General features: G+C 73.6%; 16 protein-coding genes. 12 read left to right on the top strand and 4 right to left on the bottom strand.

What is annotated here, in order from left to right:
• The first annotated feature begins 300 nt into the window (after positions 1 to 300).
• The 4 genes from ACFWMZ_RS25245 to nudC all read left to right on the top strand — a co-directional run bounded on the left by ACFWMZ_RS25245 (position 301) and on the right by nudC (position 10510).
• Positions 301 to 3678, top strand: coding sequence for an ATP-dependent helicase (locus ACFWMZ_RS25245; protein ID WP_383204270.1), 3378 nt, complete (start codon positions 301 to 303; stop codon positions 3676 to 3678).
• 679 nt (positions 3679 to 4357) lie between these two features.
• Entirely contained in the window at positions 4358 to 8011 is a 3654-nt protein-coding gene (locus tag ACFWMZ_RS25240) for a UvrD-helicase domain-containing protein (RefSeq protein ID WP_383204267.1), read from the top strand.
• Between the two features lie 9 nt (positions 8012 to 8020).
• Positions 8021 to 9424 carry a dipeptidase gene (locus ACFWMZ_RS25235; RefSeq protein ID WP_383182799.1) on the top strand — a complete coding sequence of 468 codons (1404 nt, stop codon included), beginning with the start codon at positions 8021 to 8023 and terminating at the stop codon, positions 9422 to 9424.
• A 141-nt stretch (positions 9425 to 9565) separates the two neighbouring features.
• On the top strand, positions 9566 to 10510 hold the full coding sequence (gene nudC / locus ACFWMZ_RS25230) for an NAD(+) diphosphatase (RefSeq protein WP_383182797.1): 945 nt from the start codon (positions 9566 to 9568) through the stop codon (positions 10508 to 10510).
• Between the two features lie 73 nt (positions 10511 to 10583).
• On the opposite strand, the gene ACFWMZ_RS25225 is transcribed toward nudC, so the two are convergent.
• The gene (locus ACFWMZ_RS25225) at positions 10584 to 10841 is read right to left on the bottom strand and encodes a mycoredoxin (protein ID WP_383204265.1); all 258 of its coding nucleotides are present in this window, start codon (positions 10839 to 10841) and stop codon (positions 10584 to 10586) included.
• A 393-nt stretch (positions 10842 to 11234) separates the two neighbouring features.
• On the bottom strand, positions 11235 to 11906 hold the full coding sequence (locus tag ACFWMZ_RS25220) for a DUF4232 domain-containing protein (RefSeq protein WP_383204262.1): 672 nt from the start codon (positions 11904 to 11906) through the stop codon (positions 11235 to 11237).
• 399 nt (positions 11907 to 12305) lie between these two features.
• On the opposite strand from ACFWMZ_RS25220, the gene ACFWMZ_RS25215 reads away from it, so the two are divergent.
• The 4 genes from ACFWMZ_RS25215 to ACFWMZ_RS25200 all read left to right on the top strand — a co-directional run bounded on the left by ACFWMZ_RS25215 (position 12306) and on the right by ACFWMZ_RS25200 (position 15825).
• Entirely contained in the window at positions 12306 to 14477 is a 2172-nt protein-coding gene (locus ACFWMZ_RS25215) for an ATP-dependent DNA helicase UvrD2 (RefSeq protein ID WP_383204259.1), read from the top strand.
• Positions 14478 to 14637: 160 nt separating this feature from the next.
• Positions 14638 to 14952: a hypothetical protein gene (locus ACFWMZ_RS25210; RefSeq protein ID WP_383204256.1), complete on the top strand. Its 315-nt coding sequence runs from the start codon at positions 14638 to 14640 to the stop codon at positions 14950 to 14952.
• A gap of 166 nt (positions 14953 to 15118) precedes the next feature.
• Positions 15119 to 15490, top strand: a complete 372-nt coding sequence (locus ACFWMZ_RS25205) for a WhiB family transcriptional regulator (protein ID WP_383182788.1) — start codon at positions 15119 to 15121, stop codon at positions 15488 to 15490.
• Complete coding sequence (locus tag ACFWMZ_RS25200; protein ID WP_383182786.1) at positions 15487 to 15825, top strand: hypothetical protein; 339 nt, start codon at positions 15487 to 15489, stop codon at positions 15823 to 15825. The genes ACFWMZ_RS25205 and ACFWMZ_RS25200 overlap by 4 nt, the downstream gene beginning before the upstream one ends.
• 746 nt (positions 15826 to 16571) lie before the next feature.
• On the opposite strand, the gene ACFWMZ_RS25195 is transcribed toward ACFWMZ_RS25200, so the two are convergent.
• Together ACFWMZ_RS25195 and ACFWMZ_RS25190 are read right to left on the bottom strand one after the other, a co-directional pair.
• On the bottom strand, positions 16572 to 18146 hold the full coding sequence (locus ACFWMZ_RS25195; RefSeq protein WP_383204253.1) for an ABC1 kinase family protein: 1575 nt from the start codon (positions 18144 to 18146) through the stop codon (positions 16572 to 16574).
• 41 nt (positions 18147 to 18187) lie between these two features.
• Positions 18188 to 19390 carry a ThiF family adenylyltransferase gene (locus tag ACFWMZ_RS25190; protein ID WP_383204250.1) on the bottom strand — a complete coding sequence of 401 codons (1203 nt, stop codon included), beginning with the start codon at positions 19388 to 19390 and terminating at the stop codon, positions 18188 to 18190.
• Positions 19391 to 19628: 238 nt separating this feature from the next.
• On the opposite strand from ACFWMZ_RS25190, the gene ACFWMZ_RS25185 reads away from it, so the two are divergent.
• The 4 genes from ACFWMZ_RS25185 to ACFWMZ_RS25170 all read left to right on the top strand — a co-directional run bounded on the left by ACFWMZ_RS25185 (position 19629) and on the right by ACFWMZ_RS25170 (position 23624).
• Positions 19629 to 20300 carry a M48 family metallopeptidase gene (locus ACFWMZ_RS25185; protein ID WP_383204247.1) on the top strand — a complete coding sequence of 224 codons (672 nt, stop codon included), beginning with the start codon at positions 19629 to 19631 and terminating at the stop codon, positions 20298 to 20300.
• Between the two features lie 111 nt (positions 20301 to 20411).
• Positions 20412 to 22163: a TerD family protein gene (locus ACFWMZ_RS25180; RefSeq protein WP_383204244.1), complete on the top strand. Its 1752-nt coding sequence runs from the start codon at positions 20412 to 20414 to the stop codon at positions 22161 to 22163.
• 12 nt (positions 22164 to 22175) lie between these two features.
• Positions 22176 to 22856 carry an AIM24 family protein gene (locus ACFWMZ_RS25175; protein WP_383182776.1) on the top strand — a complete coding sequence of 227 codons (681 nt, stop codon included), beginning with the start codon at positions 22176 to 22178 and terminating at the stop codon, positions 22854 to 22856.
• Between the two features lie 15 nt (positions 22857 to 22871).
• A complete protein-coding gene (locus ACFWMZ_RS25170; protein ID WP_383204241.1) occupies positions 22872 to 23624 on the top strand; it encodes an AIM24 family protein in 753 nt (250 codons plus the stop codon).
• The last annotated feature ends 61 nt before the right edge of the window (positions 23625 to 23685 follow it).

Below are 23685 nucleotides of genomic sequence, written 5' to 3'. Positions count from 1 at the left end.
CCTCGTACTGGACGTACTCGGGTGATTCGGGCGTACGGCGAGAGTGCGTGCCAGGCGTCGCAGGCCCACGAAGATCCGCCGGACAGGGCCTAGGGCGGGGCCGTGCCCGTGGGGGCCCGGCGCACGCTCCGGGGCGTGCGAGAGAGGAAGCCCGTCGGAGCCGGCGCCGGTCGGGGTACGGTCGGTGGTCGGCACCTGGCCGCCACGGCCGCAGCGGGCAGCCCGGCGGACGGCGTCGGCGGCCTTCCGTCCCCGGCCCGCACCGAGCGCCTTCCACCAGCACACCCACCAGGACCGGCGATGCACGTGAGCTCCTCTCCTCCCAGCGGCCGCCTGCCTCAGCAGCAGGCGCGGCAGAGGGCCTCCGGCACGTACCGGCTGGTCCGCTCCGCCCCCGTGGCGGAGGCGCCCCCTCGACTGGACGCAGCGCAGCGGGCGGTGGTTGACCACGGAGCGGGACCGCTGCTCGTCCTCGCGGGTCCCGGTACCGGCAAGACGACCACGCTGGTCGAATCCGTCGCCGCCCGCCTCGCCTCGGGCACCGCGCCCGAGCGGATCCTGGTCCTCACCTTCAGCCGGCGCGCCGCCGTCGACCTGCGGGACCGCATGGCGCAGCGGCTCGGCTCCGCGACCGCGCCCCGGGCCACCACCTTCCACTCCTTCTGCTACGCCCTGGTCCGCGCCCACCAGGACGCCGACCTCTTCGCCGAACCCCTGCGGCTGCTCTCCGGGCCGGAGCAGGACGTCGCCGTCCGCGAGCTGCTCGCCGGGCAGGTCGAACTCGGCCGCCAAGGGCGCGCCCGCGTGCGCTGGCCCGACGAACTGCGCGCCTGCCTCACCACCCGCGGCTTCGCCGACGAGGTCCGCGCCGTCCTCGCCCGCTCCCGCGAACTGGGCCTCGGCCCCGACGCCCTCGCCGACTTCGCCCGGCGCAGCGGCCGGCCCGACTGGTCCGCGGCCGCGTCCTTCCTCGCCGAGTACCTCGACCTGCTCGACGCCCAGGGCACCCTCGACTACGCCGAACTGGTCCACCGCGCCGTCCTCCTCGCCGAGCGCCCGGAGACCGCCCGGCAGCTCGCCGACGCCTACGACGCCGTCTACGTCGACGAGTACCAGGACACCGACCCCGCCCAGGTCCGGCTGGTGCGGGCGCTCGCCGGTAACCACGGCCCGGCCGTGCCGGGGGCGGGCGGCGGCCGCACGCTGGTCGCCTTCGGCGATCCTGACCAGTCGATCTACGCCTTCCGAGGCGCCGACGTGAACGGGATCCTGGAGTTCCCCGAGACCTTCCGCCGCGCCGACGGGGGGCCCGCGCCCGTCGGCGTCCTCGCCACCGGGCGCCGCTCCGGCGCACAACTGGTCGCCGCCACCCGGCTCCTCACCCGCCGCATGCCGCTGACCAGGCTCCCCGCCGAGACCGTCCGTGCTCATCGCTCCCTCAGCCCAGCCCGTGACGGGGGCCGCGTCGAGGCCTACACGTACCCCACCACCGGTGCCGAACTCGACAACATCGCCGACATCCTGCGCCGCGCCCACCTGGAGGACGGCGTGCCCTGGGGGGAGATGGCGGTGCTGGTGCGCTCCGGCGGCCACACCGTCCCCGCCGTCCGCCGCGCCCTCACCTCGGCCGGGGTCCCCCTGGACATCGACGGCAACGACCTGCCGCTGCGCCACGAACCGGCCGTCGCCCCGCTGCTCACCGCGGTGCGCGCCGCCGCCACCGCCGCCCTGCACGACCGGGCCGCGGAGGACGCGGGTCCGGCGGCGGACCCCGTACCCGGCGGCGAGGCCGGGGACCAGGCCCCCACCTGGCTCGACACCGAGACCGCCCTCACCCTGCTGGCCTCGCCGCTCGCCGCCCTCGACGCCGCCGACCAGCGCCGGCTCGGCCGCGCCCTGCGCGACGAGGAACGCGCCGCCGGGAACCCGCTCCCGCCACCGTCCGACACCCTGCTCGCCCGGGCGCTCGCCGAGCCGGAGCGGCTCGTCACCCACGAGGCGTACGCCCACGGCGCGCGCCTCCTCGGCGAGCTGCTGCACCGCGCCCGGACGCTCCTCGCCAAGGGCGGCAGCGCCGAGGAGGCGCTCTGGGAGCTGTGGGACGGCACGACCTGGCCGCAGCGTCTGGAGCGGTCCGCCCGCAGGGGCGGCGCCGCCGGGCGCAACGCCGACCGCGACCTCGACGCCGTCTGCGCCCTCTTCGCCACCGCCGCCCGCGCCGAGGAGCGCACCGGCGGCCGCGGCGCCCTCAACTTCCTCGCCGAGATCGAGGCGCAGGACATCGCCGCCGACACCCTCACCCGCCGCGCCGCCCGCCCCGACGCCGTACGGCTCATGACCGCGCACCGCTCCAAGGGCCTGGAGTGGCGGCTCGTCGTCGTCGCCGGGGTGCAGGAGGGCGTCTGGCCCGACCTGCGGCGCCGCGGTTCCCTGCTGGAGGCCGACCGCATCGGACGCGACGGCCTCGCCGAACCGCTGCCGCCCGGCGCCCTCCTCGCCGAGGAACGCCGCCTCTTCTACGTCGCCGCCACCCGCGCCCGCGAACGCCTCGTCGTCACCGCGGTCAAGGCCCCCGCCGAGGACGGCGACCAGCCCTCGCGCTTCCTCACCGAACTCGGCGTCGAGCCGAAGGACGTCTCCTCGCGGCCACGCCGCCCCCTCGCCGTCGCGGCGCTCGTGGCCGAGCTGCGGGCGACCACGGTCGACCCGCGCGTCTCCGGCACGCTCCGCGAGGCCGCCGCGCAGCGCCTCGCCCGCCTCGCAGCCCTCACCGACGAGGACGGCCGCCCCCTCGTCCCCACCGCGCACCCCGACCGCTGGTGGGGGATGCGGGCGCCGACCCGTTCCGAGGTGCCGCTGCGCGACCGCGACGCGCCCGTCGTCCTCTCCGGCAGCGCCCTCGACCAGCTTGCCAACACCTGCGCCCTGCAGTGGTTCCTCGGCCGCGAGGTCAAGGCCGACGCACCCGCCACGGCCGCCCAGGGCTTCGGCAACGTCGTCCACGTCCTCGCCGACGAGGTGGCCTCCGGCCGCACCCCGGCCGACCTCGACGTGCTGATGGAACGCCTCGACTCGGTCTGGGACGCGCTCGCCTTCGACGCGCCCTGGAAATCCGTCCAGGAGAAGGAGAACGCCCGGCAGGCCCTGGAGCGCTTCCTGGAGTGGCACACCCTCGACCGCGCCGGGCGCACCCCCGTCGCCAGCGAACACGACTTCGACGTCACGCTGGGCGCCGGACCCTACGAGGTACGCATCCGGGGCAGCATGGACCGGGTCGAACAGGACCCGCGCGGCCGGGCGTACGTCGTCGACTTCAAGACCGGCAAGCAGGCGCCCACCGCCGCCGAGGTCGCTCACCATCCGCAGCTCGCCGTCTACCAGCTCGCCGTCGACGAGGGCGCCGTCGACCCGCTCTTCGACGGCGTACGCCCGCGGTCCGGCGGAGCGGAACTGGTCCACCTCCGCCAGCCCGCCCCCAAGAAGGAGGGCGGCGACGCCCTGCCCCGCGTACAGCACCAGCCCTCGCCGGACGGCGCCTGGGTCGGCGACCTCCTGGCCACCGCCGCGGGCAAGGTCCTCGACGAACGCTTCACCCCGACCCCCGGCCAGCACTGCGCACACTGCTCCTTCCGCTCCTCGTGCAGTGGGCGGGAGGAGGGGCGGCAGGTCGTGGAGTGAGCGGGCACGCCTGTGGGCAAGGCGCGGAGACCGTACGTGGGCGGTCCGGCGGGTACCGGGTGGCGGCCAGGGCCGGTGGGCCGGAGCGGCGCAGGGGCTTGCCGTAGCTGTGGCGGCGGGCTTGGCCGGAGCGGAGTTCGCGGCCGTTCCGTCGCTGGGGAACGCGATACCTGGCGGTGGCTGGGGGCGCGGGCCCGTGGCGCGCCCAGGCTCCTTCCTGTCGGCCGGCCCCGTCTTCGAGGCGGACACGGAGCTGCGGGTCCGCCTCGGACGGGGCCGCCGCCCGCGCTTGCCTGTGCTCGCTCTGGACGGCGCTCGCTGGCCGCTCCGCAGGGGCGAGGCGCTGAGGAGGGTGGTCCTTCTCGTCCCGTTCCGCGCGTAGGAGGCGTGGGTGCCGGTGTCTGTGCCGGACAAGGCTCGACGGCTGGCCCGGCGCGAAGTCGGGCCGGGCGGGCGCCGTCCGCACGGGTGTTCTGCTCCCTGGACCGAGGGGCTCGTCGCTCGCCCCGCTGAGTCGGCGCCGCTCGGCAGGGAAGTGCCACCAGGCCCTCGTCCCTACCGCCCGCCCCCCGGTGACCGACCCCACAACCTCCCCCTCGCCCCTCCTGACCAGGCAGAACGCCCGGCGCCTCCGCTGCCCGGAGCCGGACTGTCCGTCGGCGGCGCTAGCCTCGCTGGCATGCCCGCACCTATCAGCGACCCCGAGCAGCTCAAGGAGTTGCTCGGCATCCCCTTCACCCCGGAGCAGACGGCCTGCATCACCGCGCCGCCCGCGCCTCAGGTGATCGTCGCGGGAGCGGGTTCCGGCAAGACCACGGTGATGGCGGCGCGCGTCGTCTGGCTCGTCGGCACCGGCCAGGTGGCGCCTGAGCAGGTCCTCGGCCTCACCTTCACCAACAAGGCCGCGGGGGAACTCGCCGAGCGGGTCCGCAAGGCGCTGGCCCAGGCAGGGATCACCGAACCCGAGCCGCTCGCCCCTCCGGGCGCGGGGCCGGACGACGGCCACAGCCCCGGCGAACCGGTCATCTCCACCTACCACGCCTTCGCCGGACGGCTCCTCACCGATCACGGCCTGCGGCTCGGCCTCGAACCGAGCACCCGCCTGCTCGCCGACGCCACCCGCTTCCAGCTCGCCGCCCGGGTGCTGCGCGAAGCACCGGGCACCCACCCCGCGCTGACGCGTTCCTTCCCCGACCTCGTCGGCGACCTCCTGGCCCTCGACGGTGAGCTCTCCGAACACCTCGCCTCCCCCGAGCGGCTCCGGCGGCACGACGAGGAGCTGCTCGACACCCTGGAGACCACCCCGCTCACCAACACCGACCTGCGGAAGATCCCCGAGGTCGCCCGCGCCCGCCACGACCTGGCCGGGCTGGTGGAGCGCTACCGGGCCGCCAAACGCGAGCGCGACCTCATCGACTTCGGCGACCAGATCGCCCTCTCCGCCACCCTCGCCGACAGCCACCCGGCGGTGGGAGCCCTGCTCCGCGAGGAGTTCCGGGTCGTCCTCCTCGACGAGTACCAGGACACCTCGGTCGCGCAGCGCATTCTGCTCGCCGGGCTCTTCGGCCACGGCACCGGCCACCCCGTCACCGCCGTCGGTGACCCCTGCCAGGCCATCTACGGCTGGCGCGGCGCCTCCGTCGCCAACCTGGACGACTTCCCCGACCACTTCCCGGCCGCCGACGGCACGCCGGCCGCGCGCCACTCCCTGAGCGAGAACCGCCGCAGCGGCGGCCGCCTGCTCGATCTCGCCAACACCATGGCCGCCCCGCTGCGCGCCATGCACACCGGCGTCGAGGCGCTGCGGCCCGCCCCCGGTGCCGAACGCGACGGCACCGTCCGCTGCGCGCTCCTCGACACCCACGCCGAGGAACTCGCGTGGCTCGGCGACCAGATCGCCCACCTCGTCGCCACCGGGACACCGCCCGGCGAGATCGCCGTGCTGTGCCGGACGGCCGGGGACTTCGGGGCGATCCAGAGCACCCTGGTCGACCGGGAGGTCCCGGTCGAGGTGGTCGGCCTCTCCGGCCTCCTCCACCTGCCGGAGGTCGCCGACCTCGTCGCCGTCTGCGAAGTGCTCCAGGACCCCGGGGCCAACGCCTCCCTGGTCCGCCTCCTCACCGGCCCCCGCTGGCGCATCGGTCCGCGCGACCTCGCCCTGCTCGGCCGCCGGGCGCGGCTCCTCGTACGCCGTGAGCGCGCGGGGGACGACGACCCCGACCGGCGGCTCGCCGAAGCGGTGGAAGGGGTCGACCCGGCCGAGGTCATCTCCCTCGCCGACGCCCTCGACACCTTTCTCGACGGCTCCGCCGACGACGACCTGCCCTTCTCCGCCGAGGCCCGCGTCCGCTACGCGCAACTCGCCACCGAACTCCGTGACCTGCGCCGCTCTCTCGCCGACCCGCTCATGGACGTCCTGCACCGTGTCCTGACCACCACCGGCCTCGAGGTCGAGCTCTCCTCGTCCCCGCACGCCCTCGCCGCCCGCCGCCGGGAGACGCTCTCCAACTTCCTGGACGTCGCCGCCTCCTTCGCCGCCCAGGAGAAGGACGCCTCCCTCCTCGCCTTCCTCGCCTTCCTCCGCACGGCGGCGCAGTACGAGAAGGGCCTCGACAACGCCCTCCCCGGCGGCGAGAACACCGTCAAGGTCCTCACCGCCCACAAGTCCAAGGGCCTGGAGTGGGACGTCGTCGCCGTGCCCGGTCTGGTCGCCAAGCAGTTCCCCAGCGAGCAGGGCCGCGAGAAGTGGACCGCCCAGCCGCGCGTCCTCCCGCACCCGCTCCGCGGTGACGCGGCCACCCTGCCGGGGGTCGACGCGTTGAACGCCAAGGGCCTCAAGGCCTTCCAGGAGGCGATGCGCGACCACCAGCACACCGAGGAACTGCGTCTGGGGTACGTCACCTTCACCCGGCCCCGGAAGCTGCTGCTCGGCTCGGGCCACTGGTGGGGCCCCACCCAGAAGCGTCCCCGCGGTCCCTCCGACTTCCTGCTGGCCCTGCACGACCACTGCCTCGCGGGACACGGGGAGACGGAGGTGTGGGCCGAGCGGCCGGACGCGGACGCCGAGAACCCGGCGCTGGCGGAGCCCACGGCCGACCTGGCCTGGCCCCTCCCGCTGGACGCCGTGGCCTTCGAACGGCGCCAGGCCGCCGCCGCCACCGTCCGACGCCACCTCGACGCCCTCGCGGCCGCACCGGCCCACGAGAGGCAGGAGGGCGGGGGAGCACCTGGTTCCGTAGACCTCCTCACGGGAGCCGGGCCCGGCGCCGCGGCCCTGGAGGGGGCCGAGGGCCTTCCCGAGGAACCGGAACCGGTCCCCGACGAGGAGTACGCGGAGTACGAGGAGGGCGACTGGGAGTCGTGGACCACCACGCGCCCGGCCACCGCACCTTCCCCGGCCGACGCGGAAACCGGTGCCGGGCCCTCGCCCGGCGTGCCCTCGGCCGAGGCGGGACCGACCGCCGCGCAGGTCCCACAGGCGCGCCCGGAGCCCTCCCCGACCGTGCCCGAAGGCCCCACCCCCGAGGAGGCCCGCCTCATCCACTCCTGGGACCAGGACCTGGAGGCGCTCAAGGGTGAGCTGCTGCGGGCCCGCGAAGGCACCCGGGAGGTGGCGCTGCCCGCCTCGCTGACCGCCTCCGAGCTGATGCGGCTCGCCGCCGACCCCGAGGGGTTCGCGGCGGAGCTCGCCCGGCCGATGCCCCGGGCCCCGCAGCCGGCCGCCCGGCGCGGGACCCGCTTCCACGCCTGGGTGGAGTCCCGGTTCGAGGACGTCCAGCTCCCCATGCTCGACCCGGACGAGCTGCCGGGGCACGACGCGGACATCGCCGACGAACACGACCTCGAAGCCCTCAAGGAGGCCTTCGAGCAGACCGAGTACGCCCACCGCACCCCGCTCGGTGTCGAGGTGCCCTTCCAGCTCACCCTCGCCGGGCGGACCGTCCGCGGCCGCATGGACGCCGTCTACCGGCTCGATCCGGCCACCGACGGCGCCGCCGGTCCGGACGCCCCCGTGTACGAGATCGTGGACTGGAAGACCAGCCACACGCGCGACGCCGATCCGCTCCAGCTCGCCATCTACCGGCTCGCATGGGCCGAGCAGCATCAGCTGCCGCTCGAAGCGGTCACCGCGGCCTTCGTCCACATCCGCTCCGGGGAGACCGTCCGGCCCCGCCACCTCCCCGGTCGGCGAGAGATCGAGCACATCCTGCTCGGCACCCGCTCCGGCCCGCCGCCGCAACCCCCGAAACCGGCGCCCGGCCACCTCCGGGAACCACAGCCGCCGGGGACGGCCGGTGAACCACCGGACGAGTCGCCGGCAGTCGCCCGATAGGCTCTTGACATGAGCGAGACCTTGGACAACGCCGTCCGCACGTACATCGAGAACCACCGCGCCGCCTTCCTCGACGACCTGGCCGAGTGGCTGCGCATCCCGTCCGTCTCGGCCCAGCCCGAGCACGGGGACGATGTGCGCCGCAGCGCCGAATGGCTGGCCGCCAAGCTCCGCGAGACCGGTTTCCCCACCGTCGAGATCTGGCCGACGGCCGGGGCCCCCGCCGTCTTCGCCTCCTGGCCCTCCGACGACGCGGACGCGCCCACCGCCCTCGTCTACGGCCACCACGACGTGCAGCCCGCCGCGCGCGAGGACGGGTGGGACACCGACCCGTTCGTCCCCGTCGTCCGGGACGGCCGGATGTACGGGCGAGGCGCGGCCGACGACAAGGGCCAGGTCTTCTTCCACACCCTGGGCCTGCGCGCCCATCTCGCCGCGACCGGCCGCACCAGCCCGGCCGTCCACCTCAAGCTGCTCATCGAGGGTGAGGAGGAGTCGGGCTCCCCGCACTTCCGGCAGCTCGTCGAGGAACGCCGCGACCGGCTCGCCGCCGACACGGTGCTCGTCTCCGACACCGGGATGTGGTCCGAGGACACCCCCACCGTCTGCACCGGCATGCGCGGCCTCATCGACTGCGAGGTCACGCTCACCGGACCCGGCCAGGACATCCACTCCGGCTCCTTCGGCGGAGCCGTGCCCAACCCGGCCACCGAGGCGGCCCGGCTCGTCGCAGCCCTCCACGACGACCGCGGCGCCGTGGCCGTCCCCGGCTTCTACGACGACGTCGTCCCCCTCACCGACCGGGAACGCGCCCTCTTCGCCGAGCTGCCCTTCGACGAGGAGCAGTGGCTGCGCACCGCCAGGTCGCACGCCACCAGTGGCGAAGCGGACCACACCACGCTCGAACGCATCTGGGCACGGCCCACCGCCGAGGTCAACGGCATCGGCGGCGGCTACCAGGGCCCCGGCGGCAAGACGATCATCCCCGCCACCGCGATGCTGAAGCTCTCCTTCCGGCTGGTGGCAGGGCAGGACCCCGCACACATCGAGAAGCAGGTCCGCGCCTGGATCGCGGAGCGGCTCCCCGCGGGCATCGGCCACACCGTGACCTTCGGCGGCGCCACCCGCCCCTGCCTGACCCCGCTCGACCACCCCGCCCTCCAGTCCGTCGTCCGGGCCATGAGCCGTGCCTTCCAGCAGCCCGTACGCTTCACCCGCGAGGGCGGCTCCGGCCCGGCCGCCGACCTTCAGGACGTGCTCGGCGCTCCCGTCCTCTTCCTCGGCATCTCGGTGCCGTCCGACGGCTGGCACGCCCCCAACGAGAAGGTCGAACTCGACCTCCTCATGAAGGGCGTCGAAACCGCCGCCCACCTCTGGGGCGACCTCGCCGAGCAGGGGCGCCATGCCCCCTGAGCCGCCCCACTCCGCCTCCACCGCCGGCCCTCCCGACCCCGCGGCCCCCGCGGATCAGGAGCGGCCACACCCCGCGCCCGCCCCGGTCACCCCGGCAGGACGCACGGAACCACCCACGCCACCGGGGAGTTGGAACCTACTGTGACCACCTGGACCCACGAGCCCAAGGAACCGCTGCCGCTCACCGCGCCCAGCGGCATCGACCGGGCGGCCCACCACCGCCTCGACGAGGCATGGCTGGCCGCCGCCTGGAGCCACCCCACCACCCGGGTCTTCGTGGTGTCCGGCGGCCAGGCGCTCATCGACGAGAACGAGGACGGCACCACCGAACTGGTGCTGACGCCCACCTTCGAGGCGCCCCTCACCCGCTCCCACCGCTACTTCCTCGGCTGCGACGAGGACGGCGTGAGCTACTTCGCCCTCCAGAAGGACTCCCTGCCCGGCCGTTTCGACCAGTCGGCCCGGGCCGCCGGTCTGCGCGAGGCGGGACTGCTGCTCTCCCCACGGGACGCCGCGCTCCTCGTTCACGCGGTCGCCCTGGAGAACTGGCAGCGCCTGCACCGCTTCTGCTCCCGCTGCGGCGAGCGCACCGTCATCGCCGCCGCCGGACACATCCGACGCTGCCCCGCCTGCGGCGCCGAGCACTACCCGCGCACCGACCCGGCCGTGATCATGCTGGTCACGGACGACCAGGACCGCGCACTGCTCGGCCGGCAGGTCCACTGGCCCGAGGGCCGCTTCTCCACGCTGGCCGGATTCGTCGAACCGGGTGAGGCCATCGAGGAGTCGGTCCGGCGCGAGGTCTTCGAGGAGGCCGGGGTCACCGTGGGCGAGGTCAGCTATGTGGCCAGCCAGCCGTGGCCCTTCCCGTCCAGCCTCATGCTGGGCTTCACCGCCAAGGCCACCTCGCCCCACATCACCGTGGACGGCGAGGAGATCGAGGAGGCCCGCTGGTTCTCCCGGGAGGACCTCCGCGCGGCCTTCGAGTCCGGGGAGGTCCGCCCGCCCTACGGCATCTCGATCGCCGCCCGCCTCATCGAACTCTGGTACGGCGAGCCCCTCCCCAAGCCCGGCGTCGGCCGCTGACCCGCTCCAGGGCCCGCCCGGCTCCCGGCCGCATCCGGTGACGATGCGGCCGGGGACGCGCCGGGGCCCCGGGTCAGGCGCCGAGCGCCTGCTTCACCTGGGCGAGGCTCGGGTTGGTCATCACCACCGGCTCACCGCCGGCCTTCGGGACGATCTGGAGCGTCGGCACGGTCTGGTTGCCGCCGTTCGCCTTCTCCACGAAGGCGGCCGAGTCCGGGTCGTGCTCGATGTTGACCTCTTCGTACGCGATGCCTTCGCGGTCCATCTGGCTCTTCAGCCGACGGCAGTATCCGCACCAGGTGGTGCTGTACATCGTCACGGTGCCCGACATGTCCCGACGCTCCTCGATCGCTCTGCCGTGTGCCCGGACGGGCACACGCGGTGAACTCCGCCGAGCTGGGACGCCCGGTGGCAATGGACCGAACGTAACCGAGCGCGGCGCCATTCCCGGCGTGGCCTGTTCACGGGTCACGGTAGCGACAGCGGCTGTTCACGGGTTCGGCAGGCATGCCGGTCCCCGGCCGGGTGATGTTCACGAGTTCTGGCAGCACTGCGGTTCTTGCCAGGCCGGCACGTTGTCGAGCAGCCCCACTGCCGTCGCTTCGGAACCTGCTGCGAAACGGTCAAGCCAAGCGTCGCCGACGCGGACCAGCTGCACACCGATGGCCAAGATCCTGGCCGGGCGCGGCGGTCGGCCACCAGGGCCGGTCGCCACGCACCGCCCCTACTCGGCCGCGTGCGTGGGGTAGACCTCGACGTCGGTGTAGGTGCCCTTGATCTCCCCCGCGCCCGCGGGCCACTCCAGGCTCACGGTGCGAGTCTCGTTCGGCGGCGTCACCTCGATGTTGGTCGGGTGCGCGAGGCTGTCGCCGCTCTTGTCGATGTCGTAGGCGAGGTTGAAGACAGCAGCGTCGCCGGGCTTCAGGTTGGTGATACGCGGCTGGGCGTGGCCGCGCCCGATGGGGCTCGAGGTGTTGTCGACATCCTTGATGTCGACGCCCGCGAAGCCCGTCGCCGAGCATGTGGTCGAACCCCGGTTGACCATGGTGATGTCGATCCTGCCGGAGTCCGCGTCGGGCGCGGCGTCCCTGGCGTCGATGGCCAGGTCCTCCGTCTTGCAGAACGTGACCTTGCCGCCGGTCTTCGTCGCCCCGTTCACGGTGCCGGCGCGGGTCTCGGTGCCCTCGTCCGAGCCCGACTTCGCGCTGCCGGCCTCCGAGTCGCCGGAGCCCGAGCCGCCCTCCGACTTCGAGCCACCGTCCGAGGACGAAGAAGACGAGGACGAGGGCCCCTTGGAGGACGAGTCCTTCCCGGAGCCGTCGTTGCCACAGGCGGTGAGCGAGAGGGCGGCGGCGACGCCGATGGCGGCGAGAGCAGTGGTGCGGATGTACTTCACGGTGTTCCCTCATGAGTGGCGCGGTGGGTGCGGTCGGAAATATTTGTATCTCGCACCGAGTTACAGGCGGCCCTTCGCTACGTCATCGTTCTGTCACGAGCGTATTGACCTCACGGGCTCGCCAGAGCACCACCGGACGGTCACTTGCCTGGCCCGAGCTCCGCATCGACCGGCTCAGCAACCCCCTGAGCCGGTGCTGCCCTCTTTGGTGGACATCCACGGACCTCAAGGTCCCCAACCGCTGTCCGGACCGACAGACAAACGCTGCCGCTCGAAGTGAACGAAGCCGCCCGGCGGGTGGTCCACGCCGCACCCCGGTTCATGTGGTCAATATGATCGGAGGCCGGTGGCTGGGGACGGGCCCGGCGCCGAGGGCGGCGGACCTGGCAGCATGGCGGGGTGACATCAGCAACGCACCCCTCTTCCTTCCCGCACGTCCCGGAATCGGCCGACGACGTGCTCGCGGGCCTGGACCCCGAGCAGCGCGCCGTGGCCACGGCACTGCACGGGCCGGTGTGTGTGCTGGCCGGAGCGGGTACGGGCAAGACCCGCGCCCTCACCCACCGCATCGCCTACGGGGTACGGACCGACCGCTTCCAGCCCACCAGCGTCCTCGCCGTCACCTTCACCAACCGCGCCGCGGGCGAGATGCGCGGCCGCCTCCGCCAGCTCGGCGCCGGCGGTGTGCAGGCCCGCACCTTCCACTCGGCGGCCCTCCGCCAGCTCCAGTACTTCTGGCCGAAAGCCGTCGGCGGGGCCCTGCCACGCCTGGTCGAACGCAAGGCCCAACTGGTCGCCGAGGCGGGCGCGGGCTGCGGCATCCGCCTCGACCGCAACCAGCTCCGGGACGCCACCGGCGAGATCGAGTGGGCCAAGGTCACCCAGACCGTCCCTGGCGACTACGCCGAGAGCGTCGCCAAGAGCCAGCGCGAGGCTCCCCGCGACCCTGCCGAGCTGGCCCAGATCTACGCCCGGTACGAGCAGCTCAAACGGGACAGGGGCGTCATCGACTTCGAGGACGTGCTGCTGCTGACCATCGGCATCCTCCAGGACCGCCGGGACATCGCCGACCACGTGCGCTCCCAGTACCAGCACTTCGTCGTCGACGAGTACCAGGACGTCAGCCCGCTCCAGCAGCGCCTCCTCGAACTCTGGCTCGGCGACCGCGACAGCCTCTGCGTCGTCGGTGACGCCAGCCAGACGATCTACTCGTTCACCGGCGCCACCCCGGAGCACCTGCTGAACTTCCGCGTCCGCCACCCCGAGGCGACCGTGGTCAAGCTGGTCCGCGACTACCGCTCCACACCGCAGATCGTCCACCTGGCCAACGGACTGCTCTCCCAGGCCCGCGGCCGCGCCGCCGACCACCGGCTGAAACTCGTCTCCCAGCGCGACACCGGACCCGAACCCCAGCACGTCGAGTACGGCGACGAGCCGTCCGAGGCGGAGGGCACCGCCCGCCGCATCCGCGACCTCGTCGCCGCCGGGGTCCCGGCCGGGGAGATCGCGGTCCTCTTCCGCACCAACGGACAGTCCGGGCTCTACGAGCAGGCGCTCACCGACGCAGGGGTGCCGTACCAGCTCCGGGGCGCCGAGCGGTTCTTCGAGCGGCGGGAGGTCCGCGAGGCCCAGTCCGCCCTGCGGGGGGCCGCCCGCTTCGGCGGCAACGACGCCGCGCTGGACCTCGCGGACGACCTCTCCTCCCAGGTGCGCGCGGTGCTCTCCGCCTCCGGCTGGAGCGCACAGCCCCCCGTCGGCTCCGGTGCCTCGCGGGACCGCTGGGAGTCCCTGGCCGCCCTCGCCCGGCTCGCCGACGACTTCGGCGCCGCCCGGCCCGGCGCCTCTCTCGCCGACTTCGTGTCCGAACTCGACGAACGGGCCGCCTCCCAGCACGCCCCCACCGTCCAGGGCGTCACCCTCGCCTCGCTGCACGCCGCCAAGGGCCTCGAATGGGACGCCGTCTTCCTGGTCGGGCTCACCGAGGGCATGATGCCGATCACCTACGCCCGCACGGACGAACAACTGGAGGAGGAGCGCCGCCTGCTCTACGTGGGCATCACCCGCGCCCGCTTTCGGCTGACGCTCTCCTGGTCGCTGTCCCGAGCCCCCGGCGGGCGCGCCCATCGCGTCCCCAGCCGCTTCCTGAAGGACCTCCGCGGCGCTCCGGCGACCAGGGGAGCCTCCTCGGTCTCCGGGGCCGGCGCGGGCGGCGCCGCGAAGGCCCGCCTGAGGCCGAGGAAGCCCGTCAGGTGCCGCACCTGCAACAGAAGCCTCAACGACGCCGGTGAGATGAAGCTGATGCGCTGCGAGACCTGCCCGTCGGACATGGACGAGGGGGTCTACGAGCGGCTCCACACCTGGCGCGCGGCCGAGGCGGAGCGGCTGGGCCAGCCCAGCTACTGCGTCTTCACCGACAAGACCCTGATGGCCATCGCCGAGCTGATGCCCGAGGACGAGCCGGAACTGATTCGCATCGCGGGTGTCGGCACACGGAAGTTTCGCCGGTGGGGAGCCGATGTCCTCGCCATCTGCGCAGGTCAAGAAGGTGGGGGTGGGGCGGACGAGAGCTGACCCAAACTCGTCCGGAAAATAGTTTGCGCATGCCCCGCGAATCCCCATAGGTTCTTAGGCACGGGAACAGGCGCTTCTTCGAAGCCCTGGCTCCGTGCTGTACTGGAAGCAAACACAGGACCGTTCGCGGTCCACGAGACGCCGAGAGGAGGCGATGGAAGTGATCAGCATCAACACCACCAGCACGGTCGTGAAAATGACCGATCGTTCCGTCGTCAACCTGTGCATGTCCGGCGTCTCGTCTCTGGGTACCGGTATGCCCGGCCTCGCCGCCGTGCGTCCCGCGTCCCCCATTTCCCTCTCTTACCTCCCGGTCCGAGAGCGGAACGTGCGACCGATCCAGGCACCGGCAGTAGAAGCAGCGGCAGAGGCGCATGTCTATGCCTTTGCGGCAGCCGGTGCCGGATTCCCGAAGACGAAGCAGCACACGATGTGGGCCTTCCGTGGGCTCGAACCCTGGAGTGATCCAGCCTGATCTCGATCAGGCAGGCGCCTTCAGGGCCGCGGAACCCCACCCGGGAACCGCGGCCCTTTTGTTTTGCCCCGAGCGGGGCGAGGCAGTGAAGGGCCCCTGGACAGGTGCAGGTACCAGCCGCCACCCGGCCCACCGGCCGGACCGACCAGACGAGGAACCAAAGCCCGTGCAGACCGAAACGCACGTCCCGTCAGCACCGCCGTCACAAGAGATCTCGCCACCTGGTATCCCGGAGGATTCCGCCTTGTCTTCGCCGCTCACCGCTCTCACCGCTCTCGACGACGCCATCGAGAACCTCGTCACCCCGCCGCCGTGCCGTGCCTACGACCCGGAGGTCTTCTTCGCCGAGTCCCCGGCCGACGTCGAGTACGCCAAGTCCCTCTGCCGTGCCTGCCCGCTCGTCGAGGCCTGCCTCGCCGGCGCCAAGGACCGGCGTGAGCCCTGGGGCGTCTGGGGCGGAGAGCTCTTCGTCCAGGGCGTCGTCGTCGCCCGCAAGCGGCCCCGTGGCCGCCCGCGCAAGAACCCGGTCGCCGCATGAACATCACCGGAACGATCGACCGCCCCCTCACGCACGACCCCACGAAGCAGGCCCCGATGAAGCGAGCGTCCGCCAGGACCGCAGAGAGCGCGCCCGCAGGCTCCGCCACCCCCGACACCACCATCACCGGCGCGAACGAGTCGCGTCAGAACAGGACCCGAGAGATGCAACTCATTCCAGAAGCCATGGCGCGTGCGCACATGGATCAACGCACGGCCGAGGCCGAGCAGGCCCGCCCGGTGCAGCGGCTCGTGGCCGCCCGGCGCATGCAGCGCCGCGCCGAGCGCGCCTCGCTGCGCGCCCGCCGCGCGCTCGCCATCGCCGTCATGCACTGACCGGCAGTACTGACCGGTAAAGGTTCCGCTCCGGCGGACGGTGCGGTCGGCGGCCCGAGCAGGGGCGCACCGCGCCGTCGCCGGGGCTGAGGTCTGTCGGCCGCCGCGTCTGGCGCCGCCTCGTCGCGCCCGCATGGGGCCCAGGGGGAGACGGCTACCGAAGGGGGCCGCTACCGAATCGTCGGTGCGGCCCCACAGCCGGTGCCGCTGACCGGCGGCGCAGCCGCCCCGTCCACGGACGTGAAGCTGGGGCTCCCGTGGGCCCTCGGTACGTTCCCGTGAGCCCGTGAGCCCGTGAGCCCGTGAGCCCGTGAGCCCGTGAGCCCGTGAGCCCGTGAGCCCGTGAGCCCGTGAGCCCGCGAGCCCGTGAGCCCGTGAGCCCGTCGGCCCGTGAGCCCGTCGGCCCGGGCGAGCGAGGCCGGGCTGGTTCGTCGCGAAGGCGGAACCGGGCAGCCCGTGGAGGACCCCGGGCCGGTTCGCCGACGCGAAGGCCGAGCCGGTCGGCCGCGTACAGAGCCCTGGTGGCCCGTTCGCCCGTGCGCGGCGGAGGGGCCGGGTAAGGCAGGGCCGGTAGGACGCAGACCCGATATCCGTGAGGGGCGCCCCCAACTGAGGGGGCGCCTCTCACCCGCGTACACGCCGACCGTGGCCTCTACCCAGGCCACTCCTGAAGGGGCGCAGCCGCTGGGGCCCGGCAGCTCTGCCGCCGTCGCGGTACGGGTTGCCTCCCGGGGGGAGGCGTGCCGTCAGCTTGTGGGGCTTGGCCCAGCTTTCGTAGTGACCGGCTCGGTTCCGGCTTCCGCGGTGTCGGGGCCGGTGGCCCCGGCCTTCGGGTGGTCGGGGTCGGCAGGCCCGGCTTCCCCGTCGTCCCCACCGGCGTCCTCGGCTTTCAGGGGGCCTGGCCCGTCTCCCCCGGCTTCCGGCTGCACCGGGACAGCGCCGCCGGCCTCCGGCTCCCCGGCCGCAACGCCCTCTCCCGTCTCCTCCGGCGGCTCTTCCTCCACGAAGCCGGGCAGCCAGTCCTCCAGTTCTTCCCGGAGCCGGACCGTGGCGCCCAACTGGCACAGGACGCCGATGGTGCTGAGGGTCACCCGGTGGATCAGGAGGTAGGCGGGCGGCAGGTTGAGCTGGCGGCCCAACTGGTGGGCGGGGGAGCGGGGATCGGCGAGACGGGCGGCCTGGCCGCGCATCCAGTCGCGGGTGAAGGTGAACTCGTCCACCACCGCGGGCTCGATGATCGGCCGGAGGTACTCCAGGACCGCGACCGGGTCCAGCTCGACCGAGTCCTTGACGAACCCCTCCGCCCGCAGTGCCGCGTAGACCGTCTCCGCGCGGTCTTCCAGGGCCAGGCGCAAGGAGGTGCCGATCGTCTCCGGCAGGCCGCCCGGCAGGCGGTCGACGGTGCCGAAGTCGAGGATGCCGAGCAGCCAGCCGTCGTCGTCCTCGGCGGGGACCAGTCGGAAGTTGCCCGGGTGCGGGTCGGCGTGGAGCAGGCCCGTGCGGGCGGGGCCGGAGAAGAGGAAGCGGGAGAGCAGCTGGCCCGCCCAGTCCCGCTGTTCCTCGGTCCCGTCGGCGATGACCTCGGAGAGCGGGATGCCCTCCATCCACTCGGTCACCAGGACCTGGTCGCTCTGGTGCACCACGCCGGGGACCAGCATGTACGGGTCGTCGGCGAACTCCTCGGCGTGGATGCGCTGGGCCTCGGCCTCCAGGGCGTAGTCCAGTTCCTCCGCGACCCGGTCGCGCAACTCGGTGATCAGCGGCTTGACGTCCAGACCCGGGACGAGCGGGCCCAGCAGCCGGGCGAATCGGCTGAGCTGCCCCAGGTCGGAGAGGAGTGCCTCGCCCGCGCCCGGGTACTGCACCTTGACCGCGACGGCGCGGCCGTCGTGCCAGACCGCGCGGTGCACCTGCCCGATGGAGGCGGCGGCGGCCGGCCGGTCCTCGAAGGAGCGGAACATGGAGCGCCACTCCTCGCCCAGCCGCTCCCGCAGCACCGCGTGCACCGTTTCCGCGGGCAGGGGCGGCGCGGCCTCCTGGAGCTTGGTCAGCGCCGCGCGGTAGGGGCCGGCGATCTCCTCGGGGAGCGCCGACTCGAAGACCGACAGGGCCTGGCCGAACTTCATGGCGCCGCCCTTCAGTTCTCCGAGGACCTTGAAGAGCTGCTCGGCGGTCCGCTGCTGGAGCTCCCGGCCGACGATGTCGGCGGAGATGCCCCCGATCCTTCTGCCGAGACCCCAGGTGGCCCGTCCCGCGAACCCCAGCGGCAGGGCAGCGAGCTTGGCGGTCCTGGTGACCGCCTTCCGGGGAAGATCAGACATGCGCCCCTCCAAGTCCCAGACTGCCGAGCCGCATCCGACGGTCAGCGGCTCTTTGCCATTGTGGCCCGCACAGGTCCGGCCGGTGCCGACCGCGGGGGCCCCTCTCCTGAGAGGGTGGGCGATTCGCCGGGCTCGCGGGCCCGGTCGGGCGAGTTGACCGCGTCACACGGGCACTCCGGATGCGGGGACAGCACCACCGCGCGCCACGCGGACTCGGGCAGGGCCAGCTCCCACCGGGCCTCCGCGGCGGAAGGCAAGGTGCCGTCGAGGAAGGCCAGCGCCTGCGCGGCGGCGAATCCGGCGACGGTGGTGGCCAGCGCCAGGTCGCAGGAGGGGGACGGGCGTCGGCGGCTCGCCCGCCACTGGGTGATCAGGCGCGGCCACGCCGGATCACGATCCACCCGGTCCAGCGACACGCACTGGGCGCATGTCGTCGCTCCGGGGAGGACCAGCGGCCCGACCATGCCGGTGGCCTCCAGGACACCGGCGAACAGGTGCGGGATGCCGGACGACACGAACTGCTCCACCGCCGCCGGATCCGGGGCGAACGCGCCGAGCCCGTCCCTCGGCGCCACCACGACGAGGGAGAGCCCGGGCTCACCGCTGTCGGCCCGTGGGCCCTTCCGGGAGCGGCGGGCCGCTCCGGGCGATGCCTGCCGGACCACCTTGCGGGCAGCCTCGGTGCGGCGCTCCCCGACCGCCCGGGCAGACATGCCCCCGGGCGCAACGTCGCCGGGATCGACGCACCCCCCGTCCACCACGTCGACCTGGCCGACCCCGGCGCCGGAGAGCACCGCGGCCAAGGTGGCGCCGACCCGTCCCGCCCCGCGCACCTGGACTCTGGAGGCGCGCCGGGCGCCCATCCTGGCCATGGCGCCGCCTGGTTCCCTGCTGGTCACCGCGAGGGAGCCGAGGTCCGGGCGGAGCCGCTCCAGGGCCGCCGGGCGCTCCCGCAGCGCCGCCGCGCCGGGGCCGCCGCCTGTGGTGTCGTCGAGCAGGCCCGCGCGGGCGAGCCGTCCCACGAGCCGGTCGGCGTACCCCTCGGCCAGGCCCATGCGGTGGGCCTCCTCGCGCAGCAGTGGCATGCCGCGGGTGCCGTCGAGGAGTTCGATGAAGCTGCCGGTGGCGGTGTCGATCGGGCCGAGCACCACCGCGTGCGCCGGGGCCGCCCCGAACTGGACCGTGCGCAGGTCGTGCCAGCCGCGCCGCAGGGCGGGCTTGAGAAGCGGATGGGACAGGTGCACGGATCCCCCTGGACTCGTCGGCCGACGCGGCCGCACGGAGTGCGGGAAGCGCCGACGGCCCGGACGCCTGGTGCGGCCGGTCGCGGAGCCCAGGATGGATCAGAAGCGGGCAAGTCTGCCCGGAGTTGTCCACAGGCGGCGTGAATAGTCGTACTAATCCCTCGCTCGGGGGTGTGGAATCCGGGGGAGCGGCGGCGGCCGGACCCGTTTCCCCTGGCTGTCCGGGTACCGTCGAAGCGTGCCAGCCGAACCCGCACGGCGCAGCCAGGCCGCGCCGCCCAGCCCCGCTCAGCCCGCCGCCCCCCGCGCCGTCACGGGTGAGGTGGAGGTGCGCCGGAGTGCGCGCAGGCGCCGCACGGTCTCCGCGTACCGGGAGGACGGCCGGACCGTGGTCCTCCTCCCCGCGCGGATGTCCGAGGCCGAGGAGCGTCGCTGGGTCGGGCTGATGCTGGACAAGCTGGCCCGGCAGGAGAAGCGCCGCAAGCCGACCGACGGGGTGCTCGCCGAGCGGGCCGCGCGGCTCTCCGCCCAGTTCCTGGGCGGCCGGGCACGGCCCGCGTCGGTGCGCTGGGTCACCAACCAGAACACCCGCTGGGGCTCGTGCACCCCCGCCGAAGGCAGCATCCGCCTCTCGCACCGCCTCCAGGGGATGCCCGAGTACGTCGTCGACTACGTCCTCCTCCACGAGCTGGCCCACCTGCTGGTGCCCGGGCACGGTCCGCGGTTCTGGGAACTGCTGGAGGCGTACCCGAGGACCGAGCGGGCGCGCGGTTATCTGGAGGGTGTGGCCGCGACGGCGCGGCTGCCGCACGCCGCGGACGGCGACCCGGCGGGCAGCGGTGCCGAGGACGACGCGGACGACGGCGTCGAGGGCCCCGGCGGCGCCGACGGACCCGGCAGCCGGGGCTGAGGGGCCCCGCGGCACCGTTGTGTATCGGCTCTGTACCGGCCCGCCGCGTTGTCGGCGCGAGCGGTTAGCCTGGCTCGACCAGCAGCTTCGGTAGGGGGACGGACGTTTCGTATGGCCAGGGAATTCCAGCGCGGCCACAAGGCCAGGATCAGTGACCTGACGGCCGGCACGGACCTGTACGTCGGCGTGCAGGTCTCAGGGCCAGGCCTCACCTTCGACATCAGCTGCTTCGGCCTCGACGCCGACGAGCGCCTCTCCGACGACCGGTACTTCATCTTCTTCAACCAGCCGAAGTCGCCGGAGGAGTCGCTCCAGCTGCTCGGAGCGCAGGCGGGCGACACCGAGTCGTTCCGGGTGACGCTGGAGCGGATCCCGCCGCAGATCCAGAAGCTGTCCTTCACCGCCACGCTCGACGGCCCCGGCCAGATGTCCCAGATCGGCCCCGGCTACCTGCGGATCGTCGCCGGTGGCGAGGAGGTCGCGCGGTACTCCTTCGACGGCTCGGAGTTCAGCACCGAGCGCGCCGTGATGCTCGGCGACTTCTACCTCAAGGACGTCTGGCGGTTCGCCGCCGTCGGCCAGGGCTTCGACGGCGGCCTGGAGGCGCTGCTGCGGAACTTCGGCGGCGAGCTCCTGGAGGAGGAGCCGGAAGCCCCGTCCCCGCCGGCGCCCGAAGCCGCCCCCGCCTTCGCCCCGCCCGCCTTCGCGCCCCCGGCCCAGCAGCCCTCCGGCCAGCAGCCCCCGGCGCCACCCGCGCAGCCCCTGCCGCAGCAGGCCCAGCCCGCCCCCGCGCCGCCGGCCCCGCAGATCCCGCAGGCCCCCGCGCCCCAGCAGACCCCGGGCGGGTACGTCCCTCCGCAGGCGCCACACGCCCCGGCGCCCCACCCGCACGCAGGCCACCAGGGTCCTCCGCAGCCGCCCCGCCCCACACCCGTGCACGCCGCGCCCACCATGACGGCGCCCCTGGCGCCCCCTGCCCCGCCCCAGGGTGGCCAGGTCCCGCCGCCACCCCCGCCCCCGGGCCCGTACGGTCAGCCGCCCGCGCCCGGATACGGCCAGCCGCCCGCCCAGCACCACGGCCCCCCGCCCGGATACGGCCAGCCGCAGCCCGCCCCCGGCGGCTTCCCCGGCCAGCAGCCGCCGCAGCCCGGCCCGTACGGGCAGACGCAGGCGGTCCCCGGCCAGAGCCAGGGCGGCGGCACGCCCGGTGTGGCGGCCGCCTTCCAGAAGTACCGCGAGGTCCCGACCGGCACCCGCTGGACCCAGCAGAACAGCCAGCTCGTCCGCGCGGACCTCGGAGCCGACCCGCAGCCCGTCCTGGCCCGGCAGGGCAGCATGGTGCTCTATCAGGGCAAGGTCGACTTCGGGTACAAGGGCGCGGGCTTCGCCGGGCGCATCACCGGGAACGCCACCGGCCAGGAGCTGTCGCTCATGCGCTGCGCCGGCCAGGGCCAGGTCTTCTTCGCGGAGAACGAGGCCAACCTCCACCCGGTCGAACTCCAGGGCGACGCGATCTGCGTCAGCGCGGAGAACGTCCTCGCCTTCGACGAGTCCCTCGCCTACGAGGTCCGGCGGATCGACGGCCACGGCATCCCCGGCGGCGCCCTGTTCACCCTGCAGTTCCAGGGGACCGGGACGGTCGTCGTGAAGACCCGCGGCACCCCGGTGGTCCTGCCGGTCACGCCGACCACCTTCGCCGACAGCAACGCGATCGTCGCCTGGTCCGCCGCCGCCCAGGTCATCGTCTCCTCGCAGGTCAGGATGAGGCGCAACGCCTACCCGGGCCACAGCGGCGAGGGCGTGAACCTCCAGTTCCGGGGCGCCCCCGGCAATTTCGTCGTCGTCCAGCCCTACGAGATCTGAGGGAGCACAGCCATGAACCAGCAGCTCGCGGGCTTTGCCCCGACGCCCGTCGCGGCCCGGATGGAGAACCACGGCCACAGCATGGTCAAGGTCGCCATGCAGAGCGGCTACGACCTGTACGCCCGTACCGGCTCGATGGTCGCCTACGAGGGGTTCGTCCAGTACGAGCCCAATCCGCCGGCCGTCCGCCAGATCGCCGGGCAGTGGATCACCGGCGAGGGCACCCCGCTGATGAAGTGCAGCGGCGACGGCCTGCTCTACCTCGCCGACCACGGCGCGGACGTGGTCGCCATCAACCTCGGCGGCGACTCCCTCTCGGTCAACGGCACCAACCTGCTCGCCTTCGACGCCCAGCTCGACTGGGGCGTCGAGCGGGTCAAGGGGCTGGCCAAGTTCGCCGGTCAGGGCCTGTGGAACGTCCGCGTCGACGGCCAGGGCTGGGTCGCGCTGACCTCGCGCGGCACCCCGATCGTGGTCGAGTGCGGGCGCGGCGAGGACGAGACGTACGTCGACCCGGACGCGCTCATCGCCTGGTCACCGCAGCTCAAGGTGAAGGGCAAGCGCAGCTTCAAGGCCTCCTCGATGATCGGCCGGGGCAGCGGCGAGGCCTACCAGATGGCGTTCTCCGGTGAGGGGATCGTCGTCGTCCAGCCCAGCGAGGACAGCACGGACCGCCTCCGGGTCCGGGGCTGAGGGGGAGCCACCACCATGCAGAGTCCGCTTTTCGCCTTCACCGAGCAGCAGTCCCAGGACCGCTACACGCTGCAGAACGCGCAGATGCTGAAGGTCACCCTCACCGGCCACGACGACGTCCTCGCCCGCAAGGGCGCCATGGTCGCGTACCAGGGCCTGGTCGAGTTCGACGGCGAGTACCAGTCGCGTCAGCAGCAGCAGGCCCGTGCCTGGACCGGCGAGGGGCTCGACCTCATGCGCTGCTCCGGACAGGGCAGCGTCTACTTCGCCAACCTCGCGCAGTACGTCCACGTCCTGGAGGTGGAGCAGGACGGGCTGACCGTCGACAGCTCCTACGTTCTCGCCATGGACTCCTCGCTGCACGCCGAGGTCCTCGCGGTGGACAGCCAGTTCGGCATCTCCGGCTCGGGCAAGTACCAGCTGAACATCACCGGCCGGGGCAAGATCGCCCTCATGACCTCCGGTCCGCCGCTGATGCTCCAGGTCACCCCGGAGAAGTACGTCAACGCCGACGCGGACGCGATCGTCGCCTGGTCGACCTCGCTGCGGGTGCAGATGCAGGCCCAGACCCACTCCTCCGGCGTCTGGCGGCGCCGGGGCAGCACCGGCGAGGGCTGGGAGCTGAGCTTCCTCGGCTCCGGTTTCGCCCTCGTCCAGCCCAGCGAGCTGCTGCCCCCGCAGAACGCCACCACCGGCGGGATCGCCGGACAGTTCGGCATGGGCCAGCAGGGCGCCCGCGGGCAGAACCAGGGGAACGTCTGGAGCTGACGGCGCGGGGAGCGGGCGGACCGTGGATCTCCGCTCCGCCCGCCTCCGGAACGCCGTACGG

The organism is Streptomyces sp. NPDC058373, assembly GCF_042723275.1.
GTDB lineage: Bacteria > Actinomycetota > Actinomycetes > Streptomycetales > Streptomycetaceae > Streptomyces.
This window is presented reverse-complemented; position numbering and strand designations above follow the sequence as displayed.